Consider the following 21,852-nt stretch of genomic DNA (forward strand, 5'->3'; position numbering starts at 1 on the left):
GCGATCGCTATCAGACAAGAGACGCGATAAATCGCCGTCTCTATAAAGGGGGATTTATCACGTCTTTGCAATCTGGATTTTGCATATCCTCCCACCGATAAGAGATATATGTTTGTAAATTTCTGAACATTTATGAAACGCATTACATCTGGTATTTTACTCACTGCTTGTCTTTGGTCTGGGTTGGGGATGTTCTCTATCCGACCACAGGTGACAGCCGTTGCTCAAACCCAAGAGGATAGTAACTTATTTTACCTTTATAATGGACAACGCATTTCCTTAAACCAGCGACAAGATGCGATCGCTGTTACTTTTAAAAAAGTCTCTACCCGGAACCCTGCGGCTCAACCCCTTTATCTGCAACTCCAGGAATCCCTACAGGGTGGCGTTCGGGGAGGTAGTGGGGCAAAAGTTAGTCCTTTGGGCGAGAATTATGCTGTAGTGAATTTGCCTGCTGGAACCCTAAATGCCTTACAGCAGCGCATTCAGCAGCAACCCTACGTAGAAAATACTTTACCAGTCCTGACTCGTCAGCAAACCAAAGAAGTTATTGTTTTACCCAACGAAATTATCGTTAGTTTTGACCCCAAAGTTGACGAAAGTCAGAGACAGACTATTTTACAGCAGAGTAATCTGACAATTGTGCGTCCCTTGCGCTTCAACCGCGATCGCTATCTGGTCAAATCCAAGGCGGCGGCTGGAACACAAATCCTCAATGTCGCCAACCAACTCAACAATGTCAAAGGCATTTCCTCTGCTCAACCTAACTTCATCCAATCAATTACCGACCAAAATCTCGAAACAGCTAGCAAACAAATAGCGAATCTCAAGGGAACGGAAGATTCGGTATTGCGAAAACTCTTACCTAGTTCCCAGTCCCCAGACCCTAGTCCCCAGTCTAGTAGAGGGATTTCTCCAAAAACCAGCTTACTCGGATTGGCGTGGCATTTGAACAGCTTACCCCTGCAACAATGTTTACCCCAACTATCTAGTTGGGAATTATTACAAACCTGCCTGCAAAAGTCTACTGTCGCCACAAAATCTCCTGTCTCCCGCACAGATATTCGCGTCACCGAAGCTTGGAAACGTAGCAACGGCGGACGCGGTGTAGTTGTCGCAGTCATAGATAGCTTGATTCAATGGGATCATCCTGATTTGGCAGGTAGTCTCTATACTGTGAAAGCGGCTGACAAATGTCCAGATGAAGTCCACGGGTGGGATTTTTCTAGTGGTGGTAATAGTCTCGACCCCTGCGAAATCGGCGATGGCGATACCCGCATCAGTCGTACTGAACTTGCTATTCTCACAGCCAAATTTCAAGATACCTTCAAATTATCGGATGCAGAATTAATTCGGCAATATTCTGTTGAAGCGCTGGAGATGAAACAAAAATACCCAAATGCGTCTTTTGAGGAAATTGCTCAGATTTTACGTTACGTTTTTCGCACTTATAAAGTCGGGGCAGAATTTCATGGTACTTGGGTGAGTGGAATAATTGCCGCTAAACCCCAAGATAATCAGGGATTGGTGGGTGTAGCGCCCAATGCTCAAATTTTACCTGTGCGGTTGTTTGGATTGAATGGAAGTTACAGTCCTTCTGCCTATATTGAAGCCATTGGTTACGCAGCCGATCGCGGTGCTGATATCATTAATCTCAGTTTGGGTAGTACCCTACCAACTGATGGAGAAGAAGAAGCGATCGCAGATGTTCTCAAGGCACATCCTAAACTAGTAATTGTGGCTGCTGCTGGTAACGAAAACTCTAACCGTGTCGCCTATCCCGCCGCCTATCCGGGAGTAGTGGCTGTTGGTGCAACAAATCTTTTAGGTAATCGCGCTCCTTACAGTAACTACGGCAAAGGTTTAGCCATAGTTGCACCAGGAGGAGACTTAAATACCCCAGGAATGCTGGGCGGAATTCCCACCACAGGCGGTACTTGGCTGGATGCTTTTTGGCAAGGAATGTCCGCCCCTGAATCTCGTTGGTCTACGGTGCTGGATGCGCGGGGCAAATATTGGTGGGTGGAAGGCACATCCTTTGCATCACCAGCCGTCGCGGGGGTAGTGGCTTTGATGAAAGGAGAAAATAAAGAAATTAGCAGACAAAGTTTGGTGAGTATTTTAAAATCCACAGCTAGTTATCAAGGGCTAGCTATCTCTGATGATGATGCTAGGAGATATCGCTCACAGCGACGCAAAGGTGAAGTTTCATCTGCGGTTAAAGGTCAGCCTTACTTTTTTGGCAAAGGACTGGTGAATGCTAATGCCGCAGTCAAGGCGGTGAAAGAAAAGCGATAAAATTATAGATATAGGTTGAAAAGCGATCGCCACATCTGGTTCAGGTTCGCTTTGATTTGGTAAAGTAATTGGATCTTGTCCACGAATTACGGCGCGTTCACGAAGTGTCTCCGAATTCGTCAATAGTAAATCGCTTTGGTGTGACAACGTTCATGAGACATCACCAATTTAACTGTTATGTAGTTTCCAGCTTACCATCTGTATTTATTGGCTTTTGCCCATTTTGCAACTTGCACTGTGTATCTAGTTTGCATATCCTTGGGCAGGTGAGAGATATCTCTCTTTAAACTCCCTGCATTACTCCTGACTCTAAAATATATGCGCGATCGCAAACTTAGTTTAACCACATTGATCACTCTCATCTTGAGTGTTTCACAACCCATCGCAAATTTGCCTCCACTATTCCAAGCGTCGCAAGTATTAGCGCAAACGCCAGCGAATCGTAAAGCAGAAGCAGACCGATTGTTACAGCAAGGTATTGAGCAGCTTCAAAGCAGCCAATTTGAAGCCGCATTAGAATCTTGGCAAAAAGCACTGATGATTTATCGAGACATTCAAGATCGTCACGGAGAAGCATCAGCCCTAATTAATTTAGGAACTATTTACCTTTACTTTAATAACAATACTAAAGCAATTGAATACTTTGAACAAAGTTTAGCCATTGCTAAAGAAAACAAATATTACAACGCTCAAATTGCGGCTTTGGGCAGTTTAGGAGAAATTTATAATTCATTGGGAGACTACAAAAAAACAATTGAGTACCATCTTTCTCGCTTAGAGGTTACAAGAAAAATAAAAAATCGATTAGCAGAGAAAGATACGTTACAAGATTTAGCAGAAGCTTACCTAGCAATGCAAAATTACCCTCAGGCAATAGAAGCCTTAGAAAATTATTTAGTCATTTCACAAAAACTTAAAGATCGTGAAGGAGAAAAGTATGCTCTAGGCTCTTTAGGAATTTATTATTACTCATCAGGAAACCATGCTAAAGCGATTGAGTATTATCGACAACCTTTAGCAATGGAGTTTTATCAACAAAAATTAATCACAGCACGAAAAAATAAAAATCGGCAGGTAGAAGCAAGTGCAATTGGGATTATTGCTATTGTTTATGATGCTTTAGGAGATAACACAAAAGCAATTGAATACTACGAGGAGCGAATCAAAATTGCGCGTGAACTTAAAGATAAAGAAAACGAAGGACATTATCTTGCTAATCTTGGTTATGCTTACTTAAAAGTCAATCATTACAGTAAAGCAGTTGAATCTGCACAAAAAGGTTTAGAAATTGCCAGGGAACTCAAAAACTTCCAAAAACAGGCAGTATGTCTGAGGGTTTTAGGTGAATCATACTCTGGGCTGAATGACAATAAGCAAGCCAACTATTATTATCAGCAATTATTGGCTCTATCACAAGATAAAAAAGATATACCTGATGAAATAGAAATATTAAGTTCCTTAAGTATTACTTATCGTGAACTTGGATATTATACACAAGCAATAGAATTTGCACAAAGACATTTGTTAATTGCACGAAAACTAAACGACAAAATACAGCAGGCAGAAGCACTCACAAATTTAGGAGCAGTTTATAATGATTTAGGCAATTATATCCAAGCCATAGAATATCATAAAGAAAGTTTAAAAATTGCACAAGAAATTAAATCAATTACTCATGAAGCTAATTCTTTGGGAGAATTAGGGATTGCTTATTTTGATATTAATGATTATGTTAAAGCACTTGATTACTATCAACAATTTTTAGCTATAGCCCAAAAACTCAAAGATAAACAAAATGAAGGAATTGCTTTAAGTGAATTAGGTCTTGTTTATGACCAAATAGACGACCATAAAAAAGCTATTAATTATTATCAGCTATCTTTAGCTATTGCACGAGAACTTAAAGAAACTCTCCTAGAGGCAAATACTTTAATGAATCTAGGTAGAGCCTATATATCTTTGGGAAACTATACAAAAGCAATTGAGTATACACAACAAGGTCTATTTTTAAGCAAAAAGATTAATTATCCTTTAGGAAAAGGATTTGGATCTACAAATTTAGGACTAGCTTTGTATAGAACTGGTAAACTAGCAGAAGCTGAAAAAGTTTTGGTTGATGGAATTCAAGTTTGGGAATCTTTGCGCTCAGGACTTGGGAATAACGATATTCATAAAGTTTCAATTTTTGATAAGCAAGCAAGCATCTACCCTATACTGCAACAAGTTTTAATTGCTCAAAATAAAAATGATGAGGCTCTAGAAATTGCTGAAAGGGGGCGTTCTAGAGCGTTGTTAGACTTATTAAACTCACGCTTATCTAACAACAATTCCACTCAGTCATTCCAACTCAATTTCCAGCAACCTACACTATCACTGCTACAACAAATTGCCAAACAGCAAAAAGCGACACTTATTGAATACTCTATTATTGCTGATAATTTTAAAATTCAGGGTAAACAAGTAACTTATGAATCAGAACTCTATATCTGGGTAATCAAACCCGCAGGTGAAGTTACCTTCCGCAAAGCTGACCTGAAACCCCTGTGGCAAAAAGAAAACTCAACCCTTGGCAATCTTGTTATCACCAGTCGTAACTCTATCGGTGCAACAAGTACACCTTTTCGCGGTGCTGTTGATGTAGTTGGTAAACCCAATGCACCCAAAGCCAAAAATAATTTAAAGCGTCTACACGAATTATTAATCAACCCCATCGCTGACTTATTACCCAAAAATTCTAACGATCACGTTATCTTCATTCCCCAAAGTAGCCTATTCCTCGTCCCCTTCGCCGCATTACAAGACGCAGACGGTAAATACCTAATTGAAAAACACACTATTCTCACATCACCATCAATTCAAGTTTTAGATTTAACCCACAAACAGAAACAACGGACAGGCACAAAACCGATAGAAGGAAAAGATACGCTGATTGTTGGTAATCCAATGATGCCTTTTCTAGCACCAAAAATCGGCGAAACTCCGCAACAATTAATTTCTTTACCTGGTGCAGAACTTGAAGCAAATGCAATTAGCAAATTACTCAAAACCGAACCTCTGATCGGCAACAAAGCAACAGAAGCAACTATAGTCAAGCGTTTACCCCAAGCGCGATTTATTCATTTAGCAACACACGGCATATTTGATGATATCCAAGGATTAAATAGTGGAATTGCTTTGACTCCATCGGGTAAAGAGGATGGATTATTAACAGCCTCGGAAATCCTCGATCTGAAGCTAAATGCCGAATTAGTCGTGTTAAGCGCTTGTGACACCGGACGCGGAAGGATTTCTGGGGATGGGGTAATTGGTTTATCTCGTTCCTTAATTAGTGCTGGTGTCCCCAGCGTCTTAGTATCGCTGTGGTCGGTTCCAGATACGCCTACAGCACTATTAATGACGGAATTTTATCAAAATCTTCAAAAGAGCCAAGACAAAGCGCAAGCACTGCGACAGGCGATGCTGACGACGATGAAAATTAATCCGAATCCCGTTGATTGGGCAGCTTTTACTCTCATTGGCGAAGCTGAGTAGGTTTTTAAAGTTATCTCGTAACCTGAAAAGTGCTGTACTATTTTGCATAACCTCACACAACCCAGAAATACAATCCTTTAAAGCGATTTGTGCCAATAAATAATAAATAAAATCATAATGTCTAACATCAAACGCCGTCATTTTCTCCAATTTTCTGCTTCCACTCTCGCAATGTTAGGCTTGAGCCAGTTCGACATCATGCAACAAGCCAACAGCGTAGGTAAAGTCCTCGCTCAAAGTACAGGCCGCAAACTAGCGCTACTAGTGGGTATTAATGATTATCCTGCAAGCAATGGTTTAGATCCTCTCAAAGGTTGTGAGAATGATGTCAAATTGCAGGAATACTTACTAATTCACCGCTTTGGCTTCAAACAAGAGGATATTCGCATTTTGCTTAACCAACAAGCCACCCGTCAAGGCATCCTCACAGCTTTTGAAAACCATCTAATTGCTCAAGCCAAGCGTGGGGATGTGGTATTATTCCACTACTCTGGACACGGTTCCCAGGTACAAGACCCCGATCGCGATTCACCGGATGGACTCAACAGCACGCTTGTTCCTATAGATAGCCCTTTACCAACAGGATTTCCAGCCTTCGGCGGTGCAGTAAAAGATATCATGGGACATACGCTATTTTTACTCATGTCTGCGTTAAAAACAGATAACGTCACCTTTGTGCTTGACAGCTGTTTTTCTGGTGGTGGTACGCGGGGAAATCTGCGGGTGCGATCGCGTTCTGGCGGTGAAAAATTGCAACCTAGTCAAGAAGAATTAGACTATCAGCGTCAATGGCTAAATAAATTGGGGCTTTCACAACAAGAATTCATTCAAAAACGCCGTCAAAACGTTGCTAAAGGAGTCGTTATCACCAGCGCCAAACGCGATCAATACGCCGCCGATGTTCCTTTTTCGGGTTTCCATGCAGGGGCGTTTACCTACTCGCTAACTCAGTATCTTTGGCAGCAAACTGGCAATGAATCTGTCAACAGAGCGATCGCTAATATTGGTCGCAGTACGAAAGAATTAGCTAGCGAAAATGGTAACGATCAAGACCCAGAATTTGAGTCGAACCTCAGCGAAGAAAATGCCAACACACCTATCTATTTCATCCCTGTCCAGGCTATCCCAGCTGAGGCTGTAGTCACGCAAGTAACAGAGAACCAAGCACAGTTATGGCTGGGTGGAATAGATTCGCAAAGCTTAGAAGCTTTCAACAGTAACTCTGTATTCTCAATAGTGGATGGTCTGGGTAATGAAATCGGACAGGTGCAACTACAATCTCGTCAAGGATTAGTCGGCAGAGGTACGCTGAAATACACAACCTCCAAGGGAAAATTACACCCAGGAAATTTATTGCAAGAACGCATCCGCATCATTCCTAGAAATGCAACTTTAAAAATTGGTATTGATGAATCTTTAGACAACAAAACTGCCCAGCAGGCAATACAAGCGATGAAAGCACTCAAGCGCGTCGAACCCAAATCTTTAACAAAAGAAGAATTACAATATATCTTTGGGCAGATGACAAAGACCAAACATCAAGAGTTGCAGAAAAAAGGAGTATCCAAGCTGCCAGTAGTGGGTAGTTTTGGTTTATTTTTACCAAGTCAAGACCAAATTATTCCTGCGTCTTTTGGTGCAGCTAGCGAACCCATAACTGAAGCAGTAAAGCGTTTACAACCAAAATTCAAGTCGCTGTTAGCTGCGAGAGTGATCAAACAGATTCTGGGAAATACAAATTCATCACGCCTCAACGTCACAGTTTCTATGAATATTGCTGGTAGCAATGAGCTTTTGGCTGAAACTTTCCCGATTCGCGGTGTAGCTAAAAAACCTCAACAGCCAAATTCCTCAACACCAGTTTCGTCTATTAAGTTTTCTGATGCTGGGTTACGTCAACTACCTGTGGACACCCAGATTGCTTTCCAAATTAAAAATAATGAGTCTCAACCACTTTACGTCAGTATTTTAGTGATTGATGCCGAAGGCGAAATGACAATTATTTTTCCTAATAAATGGTCAGACTCAGAAAATGCTGCTTTGGTAGAGGCAAAACAAACACAGTTAATCCCTCAAGCTGATGATGAATTTACACTTACCATAGTTACGCCCTTGGGAGTTTCAGAAGCATTAATCATTGCCAGTACCACCCCGCTAAAAACTGCTCTCCAAGCATTACAAACAATTGCTAGTAGGTCAACAGACACAAAAAGTCGAAATGTTCCTCTCCCTGTTACTAATGAACTGTTAGATGTCACCAATAATTTACTAGATGACTTAGATGCAGGTACTCGTAGCGGCAATAGCGTCAATAACATACAATTACCATCGAGCGATCGCGGTGTTGATACTACAAAATTAGCTGCAATGGCGATCGCTTTTGAGGTAATTGCATCATCCAGCAGCTAACTCTTGTATGTTTGGCGTGGATAAATTTGTGATTTTAAGAAGATTTTGGACAGGTTGTCCAAGTTTACCTTCCAAAAACGTCCAAAAAATAACATAAAGGAAAGCTAAATAAACAACATATTTATAAAAATGTAATTTACGCCTGATGTGAATTAAAAACATCTCTCATACCATAAGGGTTGCTAGATTCGCTCCAAATCATTATTTTGGGACTAACTACGAAATTACAAGGGTTTCAAGACTTAATTTACATTAAACGTAATTTATTTAATTACACTAATCTGGTGGCTGGTGTTTATCCTTTCAATCAGGATCTAAAAGTAGTAAACGTCGATTAGGAGAACCGACAAGCGTGGCAAGAAACTGGAAGTGTGATGGTCAGCCCAAAAATGGCAAAATCTACTTAAATCAAAATCCTACTGGCAACCACGAACCCTATGAAAATTACGGCTTAACCTGTGTAATATGTAATTTGCCAAAAGAGGCAATGGACAATAACCGTCAATTGCCAAAATGGGTCAAACCTGCTGCTATAACTGGTGGTGCTGTTTTAACTGTCCTTATTGCTGCCTCAATATTTATAGATAAACCTTGTCCAACAGGTCAGCAAAAAATCAATAGTATTTGTTTGGCACTTTCTCCGCCTGAGAAAGAAACTCCTACCAAGCCAGTCTCTGATCCTCCCGTTAATATCTACCACACTTTAGCTGAAGTGCCTAACGTTCCCAACGGAATCATTAGATACGGCGGTTCTACAAGCTTTGCGCCGCTAAGGACTTCAGCAATAGTAGCGCTGATTATGCAAGGTCATCCGGGATTTAAATTAGTCTACACTTCGCCACCGCCAGGAACCCAGGCTGGGTCTGGTAGCGGGATCAAGATGCTGATAGAAGGTCAACTAAATTTTTCCCAGTCTTCGCGGCCCTTAAGAGACGAAGAGTATGAAAGCGCAAAAACACGCAATTTCACTCTGGAACAGCAACCTATTGCCATTGACGGAATTGCTTTTTACGTTCATCGTGATTTGGCTATCCCAGGTTTAACGGTATCTCAGATTAAGGATATATACACTGGGAGAATCACGAACTGGAAGCAAGTGGGTGGCCCCGCTATTGAAATTACGCCTTTGAGCCGTGACCCTAATGATGGTGGTACTCCTGAATACTTTCAAGAAAAAGTGTTGGCGAAGGAACCATTTGCTTCATCTGTAAAACCTTATGTAATAGACACTACAACTGCTATCCGAAAGGTAGCTCAAACTCCTGGCGGGATTAGTTATGCCACTGCTTCAGAAGTTTGCCCCCAAACTTCAATTAAGCCTTTGTCAATTGCAAAACAGGCTAATCAGGGTTTTGTACCTGCTTGCATCGAAAAGCTCGTGAATAAAAATGATTTTGCGAAAGACATCTACCCTCTGACTAGACGACTGTTTGTTGTGATTAAACGCGAACGCGATCGCACGCTGGATGAGCAGGCTGGTGTAGCTTATGTCAACTTACTTTTAAGTGATGAAGGTCAAAAATTAGTAGACCAAGCTGGTCTAGTGCCAATTCGCAACTGAAATAAATAATAACTCCTTAAAATCCCAGATGAGTAAATTTCGTCGCAGTTTCTGGCTATATCCTTTATTTCAGATTCCGTTAATCGTGTTTGGAGTTTGTTTAGTTGCGACTGTTTTGTGTTCACTTTTAGGGTTGGGTAGACCTAGTGTAGCAGTAGCGATCGCTCTGGATATGAGCAACAGCACCTACGAAGGTAAATCATTCAACGCACCTGATACTGTGATGGCTCAAGAAGTGGCGGCGGTGCGATCGTATATTGAGCAAAACTCCCAGCAATTAAAATCTCCTAACAATATCCAAATTTTTGGGTTTGGCGATCGAGTCATTCCCTTAACTAATTCCTTCACATCAGATAGACAAAAGTTAGAAGCTGAGTTGAATTTAGCTCTAGCAAACCCTAATTTGTCATCTCAGATTGGTACTGAAACAAATCTCAGTCAATCCATTGATCAAGGTACAAAACTTCTCAGTAATATTCAAGATCGTTGCCGTGAATTATTGCTCGTCACTGATGGAGTCGCTGAGGTGATACCATCAGTTTTGACTCAGGCAGTAGCTCAAAAAGTCAAAATCAATGCTGTGGTGGTAGGAGCAAATGCTCCCCAAATCAAGTCAGCTACCGACATCACCAACGGAATTTATCTATCCGGTGAATCGAACAATCTGCAAATATTTTTTAAAGATATATTTTTTACTAGCTTTAATAGCAATGTCAAATGGGTTTATTTCTGGCGAGGTTGTACCTGGATTGCTTTGATGTGGCTAATTATCTTGCCTTTAGATAAATGGGTTTTTCAAGGGTTAATTAACTTACCAATGAACCTTAGTGGTCAGTTAGCTTTAGGCAATGCTTTATTTTGGACTGTTGTTACTCCCCTAATTCTTTGGCAATTATCTGGCTTACCTTTTTTCTCAAATTGTTGAGGCAGAAAGCAAAAGTTTTGAGTTAGCCATTAACAAATAATCAAAGGTAAATAAAGCTTCATTTGTTGAAGTTAAAAAATTAAAAAGAGAAAATTATGGCAGCAGTTGAAGAAAAAAGTATGGTTCCCACGGTGTTGGTGGGTGTGGGTGGTACAGGAACAGAAGTCTTGTCACGGGTAAGAAGATTAATAGAAGAAGCCTATGGCAGTTTGAATAATTTTCCCATTATTAGTTTTTTTAGTATTGACACAGATAAAGATTATAAAGTTAGTAATCCAGAGGTAACAGGATCGCCATTAAAGGATCATGAAAAACATTGGGCAAGTGTCAGTGGTAGAGAAGTCAACGACATTATGTCCAATATGGAAAAGTATCCTTGGATTGAGTCTTGGTTTCCTAGAGAATTAGAGCGCAATATTGGAGCATTGGAAGCTGGTGCAGGTCAAATTCGTGCCTGTGGTCGCTTTGCCTTTTTTTATAACTATCACAAGATTAGACAACGGTTTTTTGAAGCGTGCGATCGCGTCAAAGGTCACGAAAGTTTGATGTTAGAGAAGTACGACATCAGAGTTAGTAGTGGTGGGTTGAATGTTTTCGTCGTTGGCTCAATTTCTGGTGGGACTGGCAGTGGTATGTTAATTGACATCGGCTACTGCTTACGTAACTGGCTGAAAGGTCAGGGAAGCCCTTTAATTACAGCAATTATCCCAATGCCTAATGCTTTTGCCAGCATTAATGTAGGCGATCGCGTTCTCGCTAATGGCTACGCTGCTCTGATGGAATTGAGTTACTTTTCTGACTACAGAACTGAGTATATATCTCAATTTAGCGCTGGTTTAGTGGATGAGGTTCGCAATAAATTACCTCCCTTTGACTTTACCTATTTAGTTGGCACCAAGAATGGCGAAAGTGAGTTTAATCTCGATCAAATTCGAGAAATGATTGCTCAAAACGTTTTTTTGGATCTTACCTCTGATTTTGCTCCACACAAACGCTCTATTCGAGACAACATTAAAGGAGCTTGGGCGCAGGCCGATCCAGGTGGTAGAGGCTATCCCAAAAACTTCATGAGCTTTGGTCTTTCCACAATTGAAATTCCTATCGCTCAGATTCACAATTCGCTATCCAATCGGTTGAGTATGGATTTAGTAAATTGGTGGCTGAATGAGTCGGTGTCACTCCCACCTAATGTTTTGGATTTAATCCAAAAAGATATTCTTAAGGGAATGCGACTGACAGAAACCGAATTGATTGCAGACCTCTCTTCGGCAGCAGATAAATCTTATATCTCAGAAGTATCTGGTTGGATTAATAGTATCCGTAATGAAATCGCTAGCGATAATAAATTGCAATGTACCCATCAAGGTGTCAATATGATTGGTACAGAGCGAGGCAAAATTTTGAGATTCCTGGATGATTATCTCATCCCCAAAGTTGATGAATATCGTGCCAATCACTTGCGAGAATTAAGCGCCGATGAACGAACACATGGTGACTTTCTCCAAAAAATGTACGATAACCGGGATCGCATTATCCAACAAGGCAGACAAGCAATTGAGGCAGAGTTTTACAAGATTATGCGCGATCGCAATCTGGGCCCCAAATTTGCTGATGCTTTTATTACTAACGTCCGTCAGCTATTTGCCAATGCTTCAGAAAAGTTCCGCCGTGAATCAGAAAAAGTCTGGCAACCTAACGAAATTAATCGGCAGCAGCAGTATGAAGCCGCACTGCAAGATATTAATCAATTTAAAAACTTGTTTGGTCTAACTAAACAAGCCCAAATGGAAAAGTATTGCGAGGAAGCGCTTACAGGTTTAGAAAGTAGCTTTATTGCAATCATTCAACACAAAAGTCGCACTTTGTCTCTACAGGTGATTGAGCGAATTTTAGAGCATCTGGATCGTATGGAGCAGCGATTAGCGCGGTTTAATCAAAAGCTGCGACAACTACGCGATGACTTTAAACAAAAAGCTGACAAAGAAGCAGATAGTGCTGATGCTTTGAAAATTAACGGGTTTAAGCTTTATAACCGCGAAGAACTTAATCTACTTTATCAGGACATGATTGAGCAATTAGCGGGAGCCATTCAAGGTAGCAAAAGCCGCTATGAAATCGGACTAAACCAGATTTGCACCACAATGTCGGAAGATATTTTGCGAGATGCTAGCCCTTTGTGGAAACAGACTCGCACTGCCGGGGAAGTGATGCAACTCTTTGATATTACTCAACTACAAGAGGTGAATTACGAGGATTTTAAAGAAATAGTTGCCGTCAAAACTCAGTTAGTAGTGAAAAAATCTCCTCAAGAGAGCCGATTAAACCAAGATTTAGCAGCGTGCGATCGCCTTTTCAAAAGCTTGCAAAACGATCCAGAGGCAATTCGCAGTAACATCCGCATTGCTTATCAAAGATCCCAACCGTTAATCTTACTATCCCAGGCAGTTCTCTCAGGTGCAGATGCCGGGTTTACTCCCGCCTTAAATACCAAAGTTGCAATCGTGGGAGGTCGCAACAGCAGCGATCCCACTGCGATTAAACTAATCCCTTATTTACAAGAAAGAGTGGGAAATGCCGATTCTATCACCCCTCTGGGACAACAAGAACAGCATCGAATTGTGTTTGTCCAAGAAAAAGGCGGTTTTTCCCTGCGCTGTATAGATGGTATTAGAGAGTTGCGGCAATCTTATCAAGACTGGAAAGGACAATCTATTGAAGCCAAGCGATCGCAACTCAGAGGTGAAACCAAAGACCTCCCTGTTCCCGTGCATATTCAAAAAGAACCTCCTTTCTGGGATGTGTTTCCCGAAAACCCCGAAGTTTTTAAACTAGTAGTGCAAGCTAGAGCATTAGGTGTTTTGCGGCTAGAAGAAAATCGCAACACCGAAGAAAAGGTGATTCGCTACACCCGCGAAACTGTAATCGGCTCAGAGAATGTAGAAATTGCTTCTAGTTGGGAAGAAGCGGTGCAAGTATTAGAGGTGCTGGCGTGTCGCCCTGACAAAGAAGCAATTGGGCGTCAAGTGTCGGCAAAACTAGCCGATGCTGACCAAGCCCAAGACAAACTAGACTTGTACGACCAGTTCATAAACTATTTGAAGCAGCGAGAAGCAGAACTAGAAAAAATTGGGGGTAGCGATAGCCCAGATTACAAACGCGAAGCCACAATTATTAAAGATTTAATCACTTCTGAGAACCTGCAACTAAATAATAAAAGCAAACCCCCAGTTATTCAGCTTGTAATTTCTCCTGAGAAGCCGCTAGTTGATCTTATTGAGGAGCCTCACATATCAAATATTTCCCCTGTTGAGCCTCCTTTTATGGCAGGTGCAAATGTTTTTTGTACCGAGTGTGGTGAGCAAAACCCGGCCCGGTCTAAATTTTGCTACAACTGCGGGACTCGATTAGTTAAACTTAATTGATTTAGCAGGGCGAACTTGAATTTACAGTTTTGGTTAGAGTGTTGTCAGTGCCTTGATAGCATGGTGCTATTTTCCTTACGGGGGGACAAAAAGGGCTAGGACGCAGATGGAATAAGCCTCATAGCCCTCTCTCCTTGCTGATAGTACTTACGCTTATTAGGATTTAGCATCAATAATTCGGCGACTAATTCATAGGAATTTTCCATGAAATTGATCCAATTGTGTCCATAAAGACCAATATAAAACAATACGGGTTCAGTTAAAGCTAAAAAGCTGATTATTAATGTGAAATTTCGGAGCTTGTACTTGTTTTCCAGTACTTCTGTGTTTAGGCTTTTTAGAAGAAAACTTTGATACAGGTTTTTTCACAACCCTGGGGTTAGTACGGTGAACTCGTTTCGGTAACAACGTATCCAGATCTCTACGGTTAACCAATCGAAAAAAGGGGGAATTCTTCTGGTGGTAAATGTTGAAATTTAGGAATAGCACGACAATGACTCGTAATGTTCCTGTAAAACTTAGACGCAACGGAGACAGAAGCATTAGTTGCTGCTTGAAATATTAACACTCAAACTGACCAATGTCCCAACAACCAACCATACACTTCTTGTACAACTTCTCGTAGTTTTTGGGAACGGACATGGGTTTTTCGACCCAAAAGATGGATTTTCAATTCATCACTGGTATTTTCTACTTCCCAACGTTGATGATATTCCTCAGCTAACAACTCTGCCGGGAATTTTTCAATGTCTAACAGGCTAGTAATCAAGCGATATATCACTTGTTTTTCTGGGTTATCAGGATGCTCAATTATGTACTCGATAACTCTTACTGATATTGGCTGACAATCCTTTTTTCGTAACTTTCCAGATGGGTAAATCGATGACAGATAAGAACCATCTGGCAACGATTTTTCTGTAAAAAATTTAACATTGGCAGGAATTCTCCCTAAATAGTCACAACCCTTAGATACTGTTGCGTGTACCATTGCATACGAATGCAATCCCCTATCCCACATCAACAACATTCCTGATGTTACCGAGCGTAATAATTTTAATGCCCGCACTCGTTCTCCGATGCGGTATGGACACTCTTATTGCATCAAATATGATGTGTGTTCCTGCTTCTACCAATATGACTAATCTGACTTTGGGAAAAGCTGCTTGTGTGCCTGGACGACTACCAGGACGACCAAAAACTCTCGCATTTTCATGACTATCTGGAACATCAAAACAAGTACCGTCAATCACCACAATTCTCAGCCCATTTAGAAATGCTCCTATCGTTTCACCAGTCGCCATTGGTTGTACTAACTGGTGAAATAATTGGCTCATCACTCCTGCTCCCAATCTTGCCGAGCTTGAGTAATTGCTGACTTACAAGGTACTCGCCAGTATTTACCTACCTTCACCCATCCCTCAGAAAGACCATCAATCAAGTTTTTAAGTATATCCCACATTGAGTCTTTTGACCATAGACTCATTGCAATTACCAGACTTACCACTAATTGCGCTGGTAGCGGGAAGCGAAGCTATGCCGCAGGCTTATCGCTTGCGCTCCTCTTCAGTTTGGGTATTAGTGATCGCTTCTTCGATTGCAGTTGCTGGAATCGCCATCTCGATTGCTTTAAGCACATCACCACTTCGTATCTCAGGAGACATCAACGAGAAATCCCTCAGATGCACAATACTGAACTTTCTTTCTTGGGAACAGTCTTTAATTTACATGACTTTGAGCCTTAACTGAACCGTATTGTTTTTTTATTTGGAAGTTCCTTGGCATATAGCTCTGATTTTGCATAACCTCTCAACACTTAGAGATATATACCTGTGAAGAGCAAGAAAACCTCTGCAATATTTAATATTTTAGGAGATACAACAATGAAAGGTTTGAAACTAGTAGCAGCTATTTTAGTATTTGGAACATTGACTTTTACACCCAAAGCTGAAGCGAAAAGCTTGTTCAACACTCAACAAGTCATAGCACAAGTTCCTGACTCGCAAACTGAAAATCCGAAGGATACCGAAACATACTTTAAACGGGGTTTTAAGCGGATAGAATCGAAAGATTATCGAGGAGCAATTGAAGATTTTAACCAAATCCTGAAGATTGAACCTAACAATGCTTATGCCTACGTTGGTAGAGGATTAGGTAATTTTTGTCTGGATGAATATCAAGCAGCAAAGACAGATTTTGACAAAGCTATAGAAATTACTCCCGATATTCCCTATGCCTATTATTTCCGAGGTTTGACAAACTTTGCTTTAAAAGACAAACCAGCAGCGATCGCTGATTTACAGAAATCATTCACGCTGTTTAAACAAGAAGGGAATCAGGAATTCGCCCAAAAAGCCACCGACGCACTTCAGAAGATACAAGAGAGTTAAATTCCATTGCATAATTCTGATGACATATCCAGCAACCGGATTTTGCAATTTTTTGTCTGTAAAATCCGGTTTTTATGGAAATATCTGCCCAATTTTCGCATATCCTTTAAAAGCTGAGAAATATACACCACTGAGTCAGTCTGCTGGAGTTTTTGCTAATGGGCTACCGTCTGAAGTACCTCATCCTTGCTACTGTAGGGCTTTCCTTTGCCCCCTTGTCTCCTCTTTCTCCCGTCTCTTTGTCTCCCTTGGTGGTGCAGGCGCAAACGACACAACAGCCTAGTCCTGAAGAAACAAACAGGGAGAAGGAACAACCCTCAACAATATTGGCTTTGTTTACAATAATCAAGGACAGTATGCCAAAGCTTTGGTAGCTTATCAGCAAGCTTTAGCTATTCGCAAACAAATCAATCAAAAAGCATTGGTAGGAGAAAGCCTCAATAACATTGGCTCTGTTTACGAAAATTTGGGACAGTACGATCAAGCATTGAAGTTTTATCAGCAAGCTTTAACTATTCTCCAACAAATTGGCAGCAAGGTAGGTGAAGGAAAAACTCTGAACAATATTGGCTTTGTTTACAATAATCAAGGACAGTATGCCAAAGCTTTAAATTACTATGTACAAGCTTTAACTATTCTTCAAAAAATTGGTGACAAAGCAGGTGGAGGTAAAACTCTCGATAATATCGGTGTGGTTTATGACAACCAGAGAGATTATGCCAAAGCATTCGGATTTCATCAGCAAGCTTTAGCCATTTTCAAACAAATTGGTGATACAGCAGGTGAAGGCAAAACTCTTAATAATATTGGTGGGGTTTATTATAATCAGAAAGAGTATGCCAAAGCTTTGGAATTTTATCAGGAAGCTTTAGTTATTGTCAAACAAGTCGGTGATAAAGCGTCGGAAGGAACATTTCTCAATAATATTGGTTCTGCTTACGATAAATTAGGACAATATGAAAATGCTGAAAAAACGCTATTTACTGCAATTGAGATTTGGGAGTCTTTGCGAAAGAACGAATTAACTGATGCTCAAAAAATTTCACTCTTTGAAATACAAGCCGAAACCTACCGTTTTCTGCAAAGGAGTCTGATTGCCCAGAATAAAATTAATTCTGCCTTAGAAGTGAGCGATCGCCTCATTCCCCAAACCAAACATCGTAGGCGCAGCCTGTCGTAGACATTGCTGTTTCTAAGCACTAACAACCGTAGGAAAAATCCGGCTCAAGTCTAATAAGACATCTTCAAATCCAGGAATTGCCACTGACTGATGGGGCAAAGATATCTGCTTGCTGAGATAATTATATTCACCTTGAGCAGTTTGATAAGGTTGGCTGTAACGCTCAAGTTGGCGAAAATTTAAGTTGACAATCCAATAATTAGAAATTCCGGCTTCTGCGTAGACTTCTAACTTTGTTGTTTGGTCGTAATCGAGGGTTGAATCGGAAATTTCAATCACTAAAAAAATATCTTCAGGATAGGGATGATGGGGAAGATAGTCAGTCTCATTTCCTCGTGCGATCGCCACATCTGGTTCAGGTTCACTATCTGATGGTAGTATGATTGGCTCTTGACAACGCACAACAGCGCCATCGCCCAGCAATCGATCCAGTTGTCTACAAAGCCGAGTTGTGCAAAATGTATGAGGTGTGCCTTTGGCTACCATCTGAATGAGTTCTCCGCGAATCAATTCAATGCGATCATTCTCCTTTAGAAATTCCAGTTCAATCAGTCGATGATATTCATCAATAGTAAATCGCTTTGGTGTGACAACGTTCATGAGACATCACCGATTTAACTGTGGTATGTACTTTCTAGCTTACCATCTGTATTTATTGGCTTTTGCCCATCTTGCGATCTGACTTTTCACGGTAAGTTCTCAACTAACCAAAATACGTAGTTTTTTCTACAGGATTATTCGCAATAGTCTTAAACTAATGACAATAATCAACGGGAAAATAGAGGCTGGAAGAAAGCGAAAAATGACCTTTTCCACATACCGTGAAAAGTCAGATATTGTGATCGCTAAATTTTCTTATAAAACATGTGAGACATCTTGATTTAGAATACACTCACAATAATAAACCGCCCTTGATCACAAACCAAGCTGTTGGCGGTAAGCGTAGCCATGCCGTCAGGCTTATCGCTTTTGTTCACTCTTGCACAGCGGCTCGAATTTGCATATCCTTCAGCAGGTGAGAGATATATTATATCTCCTTAAACTCGCTGCATTACTGCTGACTCTAAAATCTATGGGCGATCGCAAACTTAGTTTAACCGTATTGATCACTCTCATCTTGACTGTTTCACAACCCATCGCCAATTTGCCTCCACTATTCCAAGCGCCGCAGGTATTGGCGCAAACGCCAGCAGAACGGAAAGTAGAAGCAGACCGATTGTCGCAGCAAGGTCTTGAGCAGTTTAAAATTAGCCAATTTGAAGCCGCGTTACAGTCTTGGCAACAAGCACTTATTATTTATCGAGAAATCAAAGACCGTAAAGGAGAGGGAAAAACTCTAGGCCGTCTGGGAGTTATTTACGACTACCGGGGAGACTATACCAAAGCCATTCAGTACCAGCAGCAGAGTTTGGCGATCGCCAAGGAAACTAAAGACCGTTTAGGGGAAGGAAAAGCTCTGGTCAATCTGGGAAATGTTTACCATTCCCTGGGAGACTACGCTAAAGCCATTGAGTATCACTCCTCAAGTTTTACGATCGCTCGTGAAATCAATGACCGTTCAATTGAGGGTGCTGCTCTGGGCAATCTGGGACTTGCTTACGATGCAAAAGGAGACTACGCCAAAGCCATTGAGTACCACTCTTTAAGTTTGGCGATCGCTCGTGAAATCAAAGACCGTAAAGGAGAGGGAGAATCTCTGGGCAATTTGGGAATTGCTTACGATGCCCTGGGAGATTACGCTAAAGCCATTGAGTACCAGCAGCAGAGATTGGCGATCGCTCGTGAAATCAAAGACCGTAAAGGGGAGGGAGAATCTCTGGGAAATCTGGGAAGTGCTTACTATTCGCTGGGAGACTACGCCAAAGCGATTAAGTACCAGCAGCAGAGATTGGCGATCGCTCGTGAAATTAAAGACCGCCGAGCACAGAAACAATCTCTGGGCAATCTAGGAGTTGCTTACAATGCTCTGGGAGACTACGCCAAAGCGATTAAGTACCAGGAGCAGAGTTTGGCGATCGCTCGTGAAATCAAAGATCGTAATGGCGAGGGTAATGCTCTGGACAATCTGGGACTTGCTTACTATTCGCTGGGAGACTACGCCAAAGCCATTGAATACTACTCCTCAAGTTTGGCAATTGCACGAGAAATCAAAGACCGTAATGGCGAGGGTACTGTTCTGGGGAATCTGGGACTTGCTTACTTTTTGTTGGGAGACGACCTGAAGGCGATTGAGTACCAGGAGCAGAGTTTGGCAATTGCACGAGAAATCAAAGACCGTAATGGTGAGAGTCAATCTCTGGGCAATCTAGGACTTGCTTACGATGATCTGGGAGACTACGCCAAAGCGATTGAGTACTACCAGCAAAGTTTAGCGATCGCTCGTGAAATCAAAAACCGTTTAGGCGAGGGACAATCTCTGGGCAATCTAGGAAATGTTTACTATTCGCTGGGAGACTACGCCAAAGCGATTGAGTACTACCAGCAAAGATTGGCGCTCGCCCGCCAAATCAAAAACCGTTTAGGCGAGGGGAATGGTCTGAGCAATCTAGGAAATGCTTACGGTTCGCTGGGAGACTACGCCAAAGCGATTGAGTACCAGCAGCAAAGTTTAGCGATCGCACGAGAAATCAAAGACCGTTTAGGTGAGGGGAATGTTCTGGGGAATCTAGGATTTACTTTAAACAAATCTGGCAATCTTGCAGAAGCAGAAAAAAACCTCCGGGCTGGGATAGAGGTCTGGGAATCTGTCAGGAGACAGTTGGGTAAAAATGATAGCTACAAAGTCTCAATTTTTGAACGACAATCTCGCACTTACCGCATACTACAAAGAGTCCTAATTGCTCAGAATAAAACCAAAGAAGCGTTAGAAATTTCTGAACGGGGACGTTCTAGGGCATTTGTGGAGTTATTAACTTCACGGTTGTCTAGCGAAAGTGCAGGTCAAACTGTAGAACGTCCTGTTGATAAACCGACAATATCGCTGTTGCAACAAATCGCCAAACAACAAAATGCCACCCTCGTTGAATATTCAACTATTGGTGATGAATTCAAGATTCAAGGTAAACAAGAACAAAAAGAATCAGAACTCTACATTTGGGTAATCAAACCCACAGGTGAAGTTACCTTCCGCTCTTCTGACCTCAAACCCCTGTGGCAAAAAGAAAATACAACTCTTGACAAGCTTGTTACTACCAGTCGTAACTTCATTGGTGCAACAAGTACACCTTTTCGCGGTGGTATTATCCCCAGGGAAAATCCTAATAAACCCAAAGCCAAACAAAAATTTCAGCAACTCCATAAACTGCTGATTGAACCTATCGCTGACTTGCTTCCAAAACAAGAAACTGAAAAAGTTATCTTCATTCCCCAAAGCAGCCTATTCCTCGTTCCCTTCGCCGCATTACAAGACGCAGACGGCAAATACCTGATTGAAAAACACACCATCCTCACATCTCCATCAATTCAGGTTTTAGATTTAACCCACAAACAGAAACAACGGCTTGGAACAAAACCCATAGAAGGAAAAGATACGCTGATTGTAGGTAATCCCACAATGCCTTTTCTCGCCCCAAAAATCGGCGATACTCCGCAACAATTAAAACCTTTACTTGGCGCAGAACTTGAAGCAGTTGCAATTAGCAAGTTACTCAAAACCGAACCTCTCATCGGCAAGAAAGCCACAGAAGAAACTATAGTCAAGCGTTTACCCGAAGCGCGATTTGTTCATTTAGCAACACATGGTTTATTTGATGATATCCAAGGATTAAATAGTGGCATTGCTTTGACTCCATCGGGTAAAGATGATGGTTTATTAACAGCCTCGGAAATCCTCGATCTGAAGCTAAATGCCGAATTAGTCGTTTTAAGCGCTTGCGACACCGGACGCGGACGCATTTCTGGGGATGGGGTAATTGGTTTATCTCGTTCGTTAATTAGTGCTGGTGTACCCAGTGTCTTAGTATCGCTGTGGTCGATTCCAGATGCGCCCACAGCCCTATTAATGACGGAATTTTATCAAAATCTGCAAAAAGGCTCCGACAAAGCGCAAGCACTGCGACAGGCAATGCTGAAAACCATTCAGAAATATCCTCAACCCAAATATTGGGCAGCTTTTACTCTCATTGGCGAAGCTGAGTAAG

At 41.4% G+C, this 21,852-nt stretch carries 11 protein-coding genes and 4 pseudogenes; 11 read left to right on the forward strand and 4 right to left on the reverse strand.

The genetic code is table 11. The annotated features are described in order from the left end of the window. The first annotated feature begins 132 nt into the window (after nucleotides 1–132). Nucleotides 133–2,298, forward strand: coding sequence for a S8 family serine peptidase (locus NPUN_RS34210; RefSeq protein WP_012412993.1), 2,166 nt, complete (start codon nucleotides 133–135; stop codon nucleotides 2,296–2,298). A 21-nt stretch (nucleotides 2,299–2,319) separates the two neighbouring features. On the opposite strand, the pseudogene NPUN_RS44950 reads toward NPUN_RS34210, so the two are convergent. Beyond that, a pseudogene (locus NPUN_RS44950) lies at nucleotides 2,320–2,403 on the reverse strand (Uma2 family endonuclease); the annotation flags it as partial. 213 nt (nucleotides 2,404–2,616) lie between these two features. Between NPUN_RS44950 and NPUN_RS34215 the strand changes: the two are divergent. From NPUN_RS34215 to NPUN_RS34235, 5 genes are all read left to right on the forward strand, one after another. Beyond that, the gene (locus tag NPUN_RS34215) at nucleotides 2,617–5,829 is read left to right on the forward strand and encodes a CHAT domain-containing protein (protein ID WP_012412994.1); all 3,213 of its coding nucleotides are present in this window, start codon (nucleotides 2,617–2,619) and stop codon (nucleotides 5,827–5,829) included. 117 nt (nucleotides 5,830–5,946) lie between these two features. After that, entirely contained in the window at nucleotides 5,947–8,238 is a 2,292-nt protein-coding gene (locus NPUN_RS34220; protein ID WP_012412995.1) for a caspase family protein, read from the forward strand. A 352-nt stretch (nucleotides 8,239–8,590) separates the two neighbouring features. Further along, nucleotides 8,591–9,799, forward strand: a complete 1,209-nt coding sequence (locus tag NPUN_RS34225) for a PstS family phosphate ABC transporter substrate-binding protein (RefSeq protein ID WP_012412996.1) — start codon at nucleotides 8,591–8,593, stop codon at nucleotides 9,797–9,799. A gap of 28 nt (nucleotides 9,800–9,827) precedes the next feature. Beyond that, a complete protein-coding gene (locus tag NPUN_RS34230) occupies nucleotides 9,828–10,724 on the forward strand; it encodes a vWA domain-containing protein (RefSeq protein WP_012412997.1) in 897 nt (298 codons plus the stop codon). A 95-nt stretch (nucleotides 10,725–10,819) separates the two neighbouring features. After that, nucleotides 10,820–14,146, forward strand: coding sequence for a tubulin-like doman-containing protein (locus tag NPUN_RS34235; protein WP_012412998.1), 3,327 nt, complete (start codon nucleotides 10,820–10,822; stop codon nucleotides 14,144–14,146). A gap of 95 nt (nucleotides 14,147–14,241) precedes the next feature. Here the strand turns inward: NPUN_RS34235 and NPUN_RS43850 are convergent. Both NPUN_RS43850 and NPUN_RS34240 read right to left on the reverse strand, forming a co-directional pair. Further along, a pseudogene (locus NPUN_RS43850) lies at nucleotides 14,242–14,391 on the reverse strand (IS4 family transposase); the annotation flags it as partial. 182 nt (nucleotides 14,392–14,573) lie between these two features. Next, nucleotides 14,574–15,665, reverse strand: a pseudogene (locus tag NPUN_RS34240) (IS4 family transposase); the annotation flags it as partial. Between NPUN_RS34240 and NPUN_RS43855 the strand changes: the two are divergent. The 4 genes and pseudogenes from NPUN_RS43855 to NPUN_RS34255 form a co-directional block, all read left to right on the forward strand. Beyond that, the gene (locus NPUN_RS43855; RefSeq protein ID WP_234711190.1) at nucleotides 15,614–15,892 is read left to right on the forward strand and encodes a hypothetical protein; all 279 of its coding nucleotides are present in this window, start codon (nucleotides 15,614–15,616) and stop codon (nucleotides 15,890–15,892) included. The pseudogene NPUN_RS34240 and the gene NPUN_RS43855 sit on opposite strands and share 52 nt — an antisense overlap. 134 nt (nucleotides 15,893–16,026) lie before the next feature. After that, nucleotides 16,027–16,533 carry a tetratricopeptide repeat protein gene (locus NPUN_RS34245; protein ID WP_012412999.1) on the forward strand — a complete coding sequence of 169 codons (507 nt, stop codon included), beginning with the start codon at nucleotides 16,027–16,029 and terminating at the stop codon, nucleotides 16,531–16,533. A gap of 19 nt (nucleotides 16,534–16,552) precedes the next feature. Continuing rightward, nucleotides 16,553–16,816 carry a hypothetical protein gene (locus tag NPUN_RS42330; protein ID WP_167315707.1) on the forward strand — a complete coding sequence of 88 codons (264 nt, stop codon included), beginning with the start codon at nucleotides 16,553–16,555 and terminating at the stop codon, nucleotides 16,814–16,816. Nucleotides 16,817–16,855: 39 nt separating this feature from the next. Continuing rightward, a pseudogene (locus tag NPUN_RS34255) lies at nucleotides 16,856–17,713 on the forward strand (tetratricopeptide repeat protein); the annotation flags it as partial. Between the two features lie 12 nt (nucleotides 17,714–17,725). Here the strand turns inward: NPUN_RS34255 and NPUN_RS34260 are convergent. Next, on the reverse strand, nucleotides 17,726–18,313 hold the full coding sequence (locus NPUN_RS34260) for a Uma2 family endonuclease (RefSeq protein WP_012413000.1): 588 nt from the start codon (nucleotides 18,311–18,313) through the stop codon (nucleotides 17,726–17,728). Nucleotides 18,314–18,785: 472 nt separating this feature from the next. Between NPUN_RS34260 and NPUN_RS34265 the strand changes: the two genes are divergently transcribed. After that, nucleotides 18,786–21,851, forward strand: a complete 3,066-nt coding sequence (locus tag NPUN_RS34265) for a CHAT domain-containing protein (RefSeq protein ID WP_012413001.1) — start codon at nucleotides 18,786–18,788, stop codon at nucleotides 21,849–21,851. Nucleotide 21,852: the final 1 nt, after the last annotated feature.

The sequence above is a fragment of the Nostoc punctiforme PCC 73102 genome (assembly GCF_000020025.1).
Taxonomy (GTDB): domain Bacteria; phylum Cyanobacteriota; class Cyanobacteriia; order Cyanobacteriales; family Nostocaceae; genus Nostoc; species Nostoc punctiforme.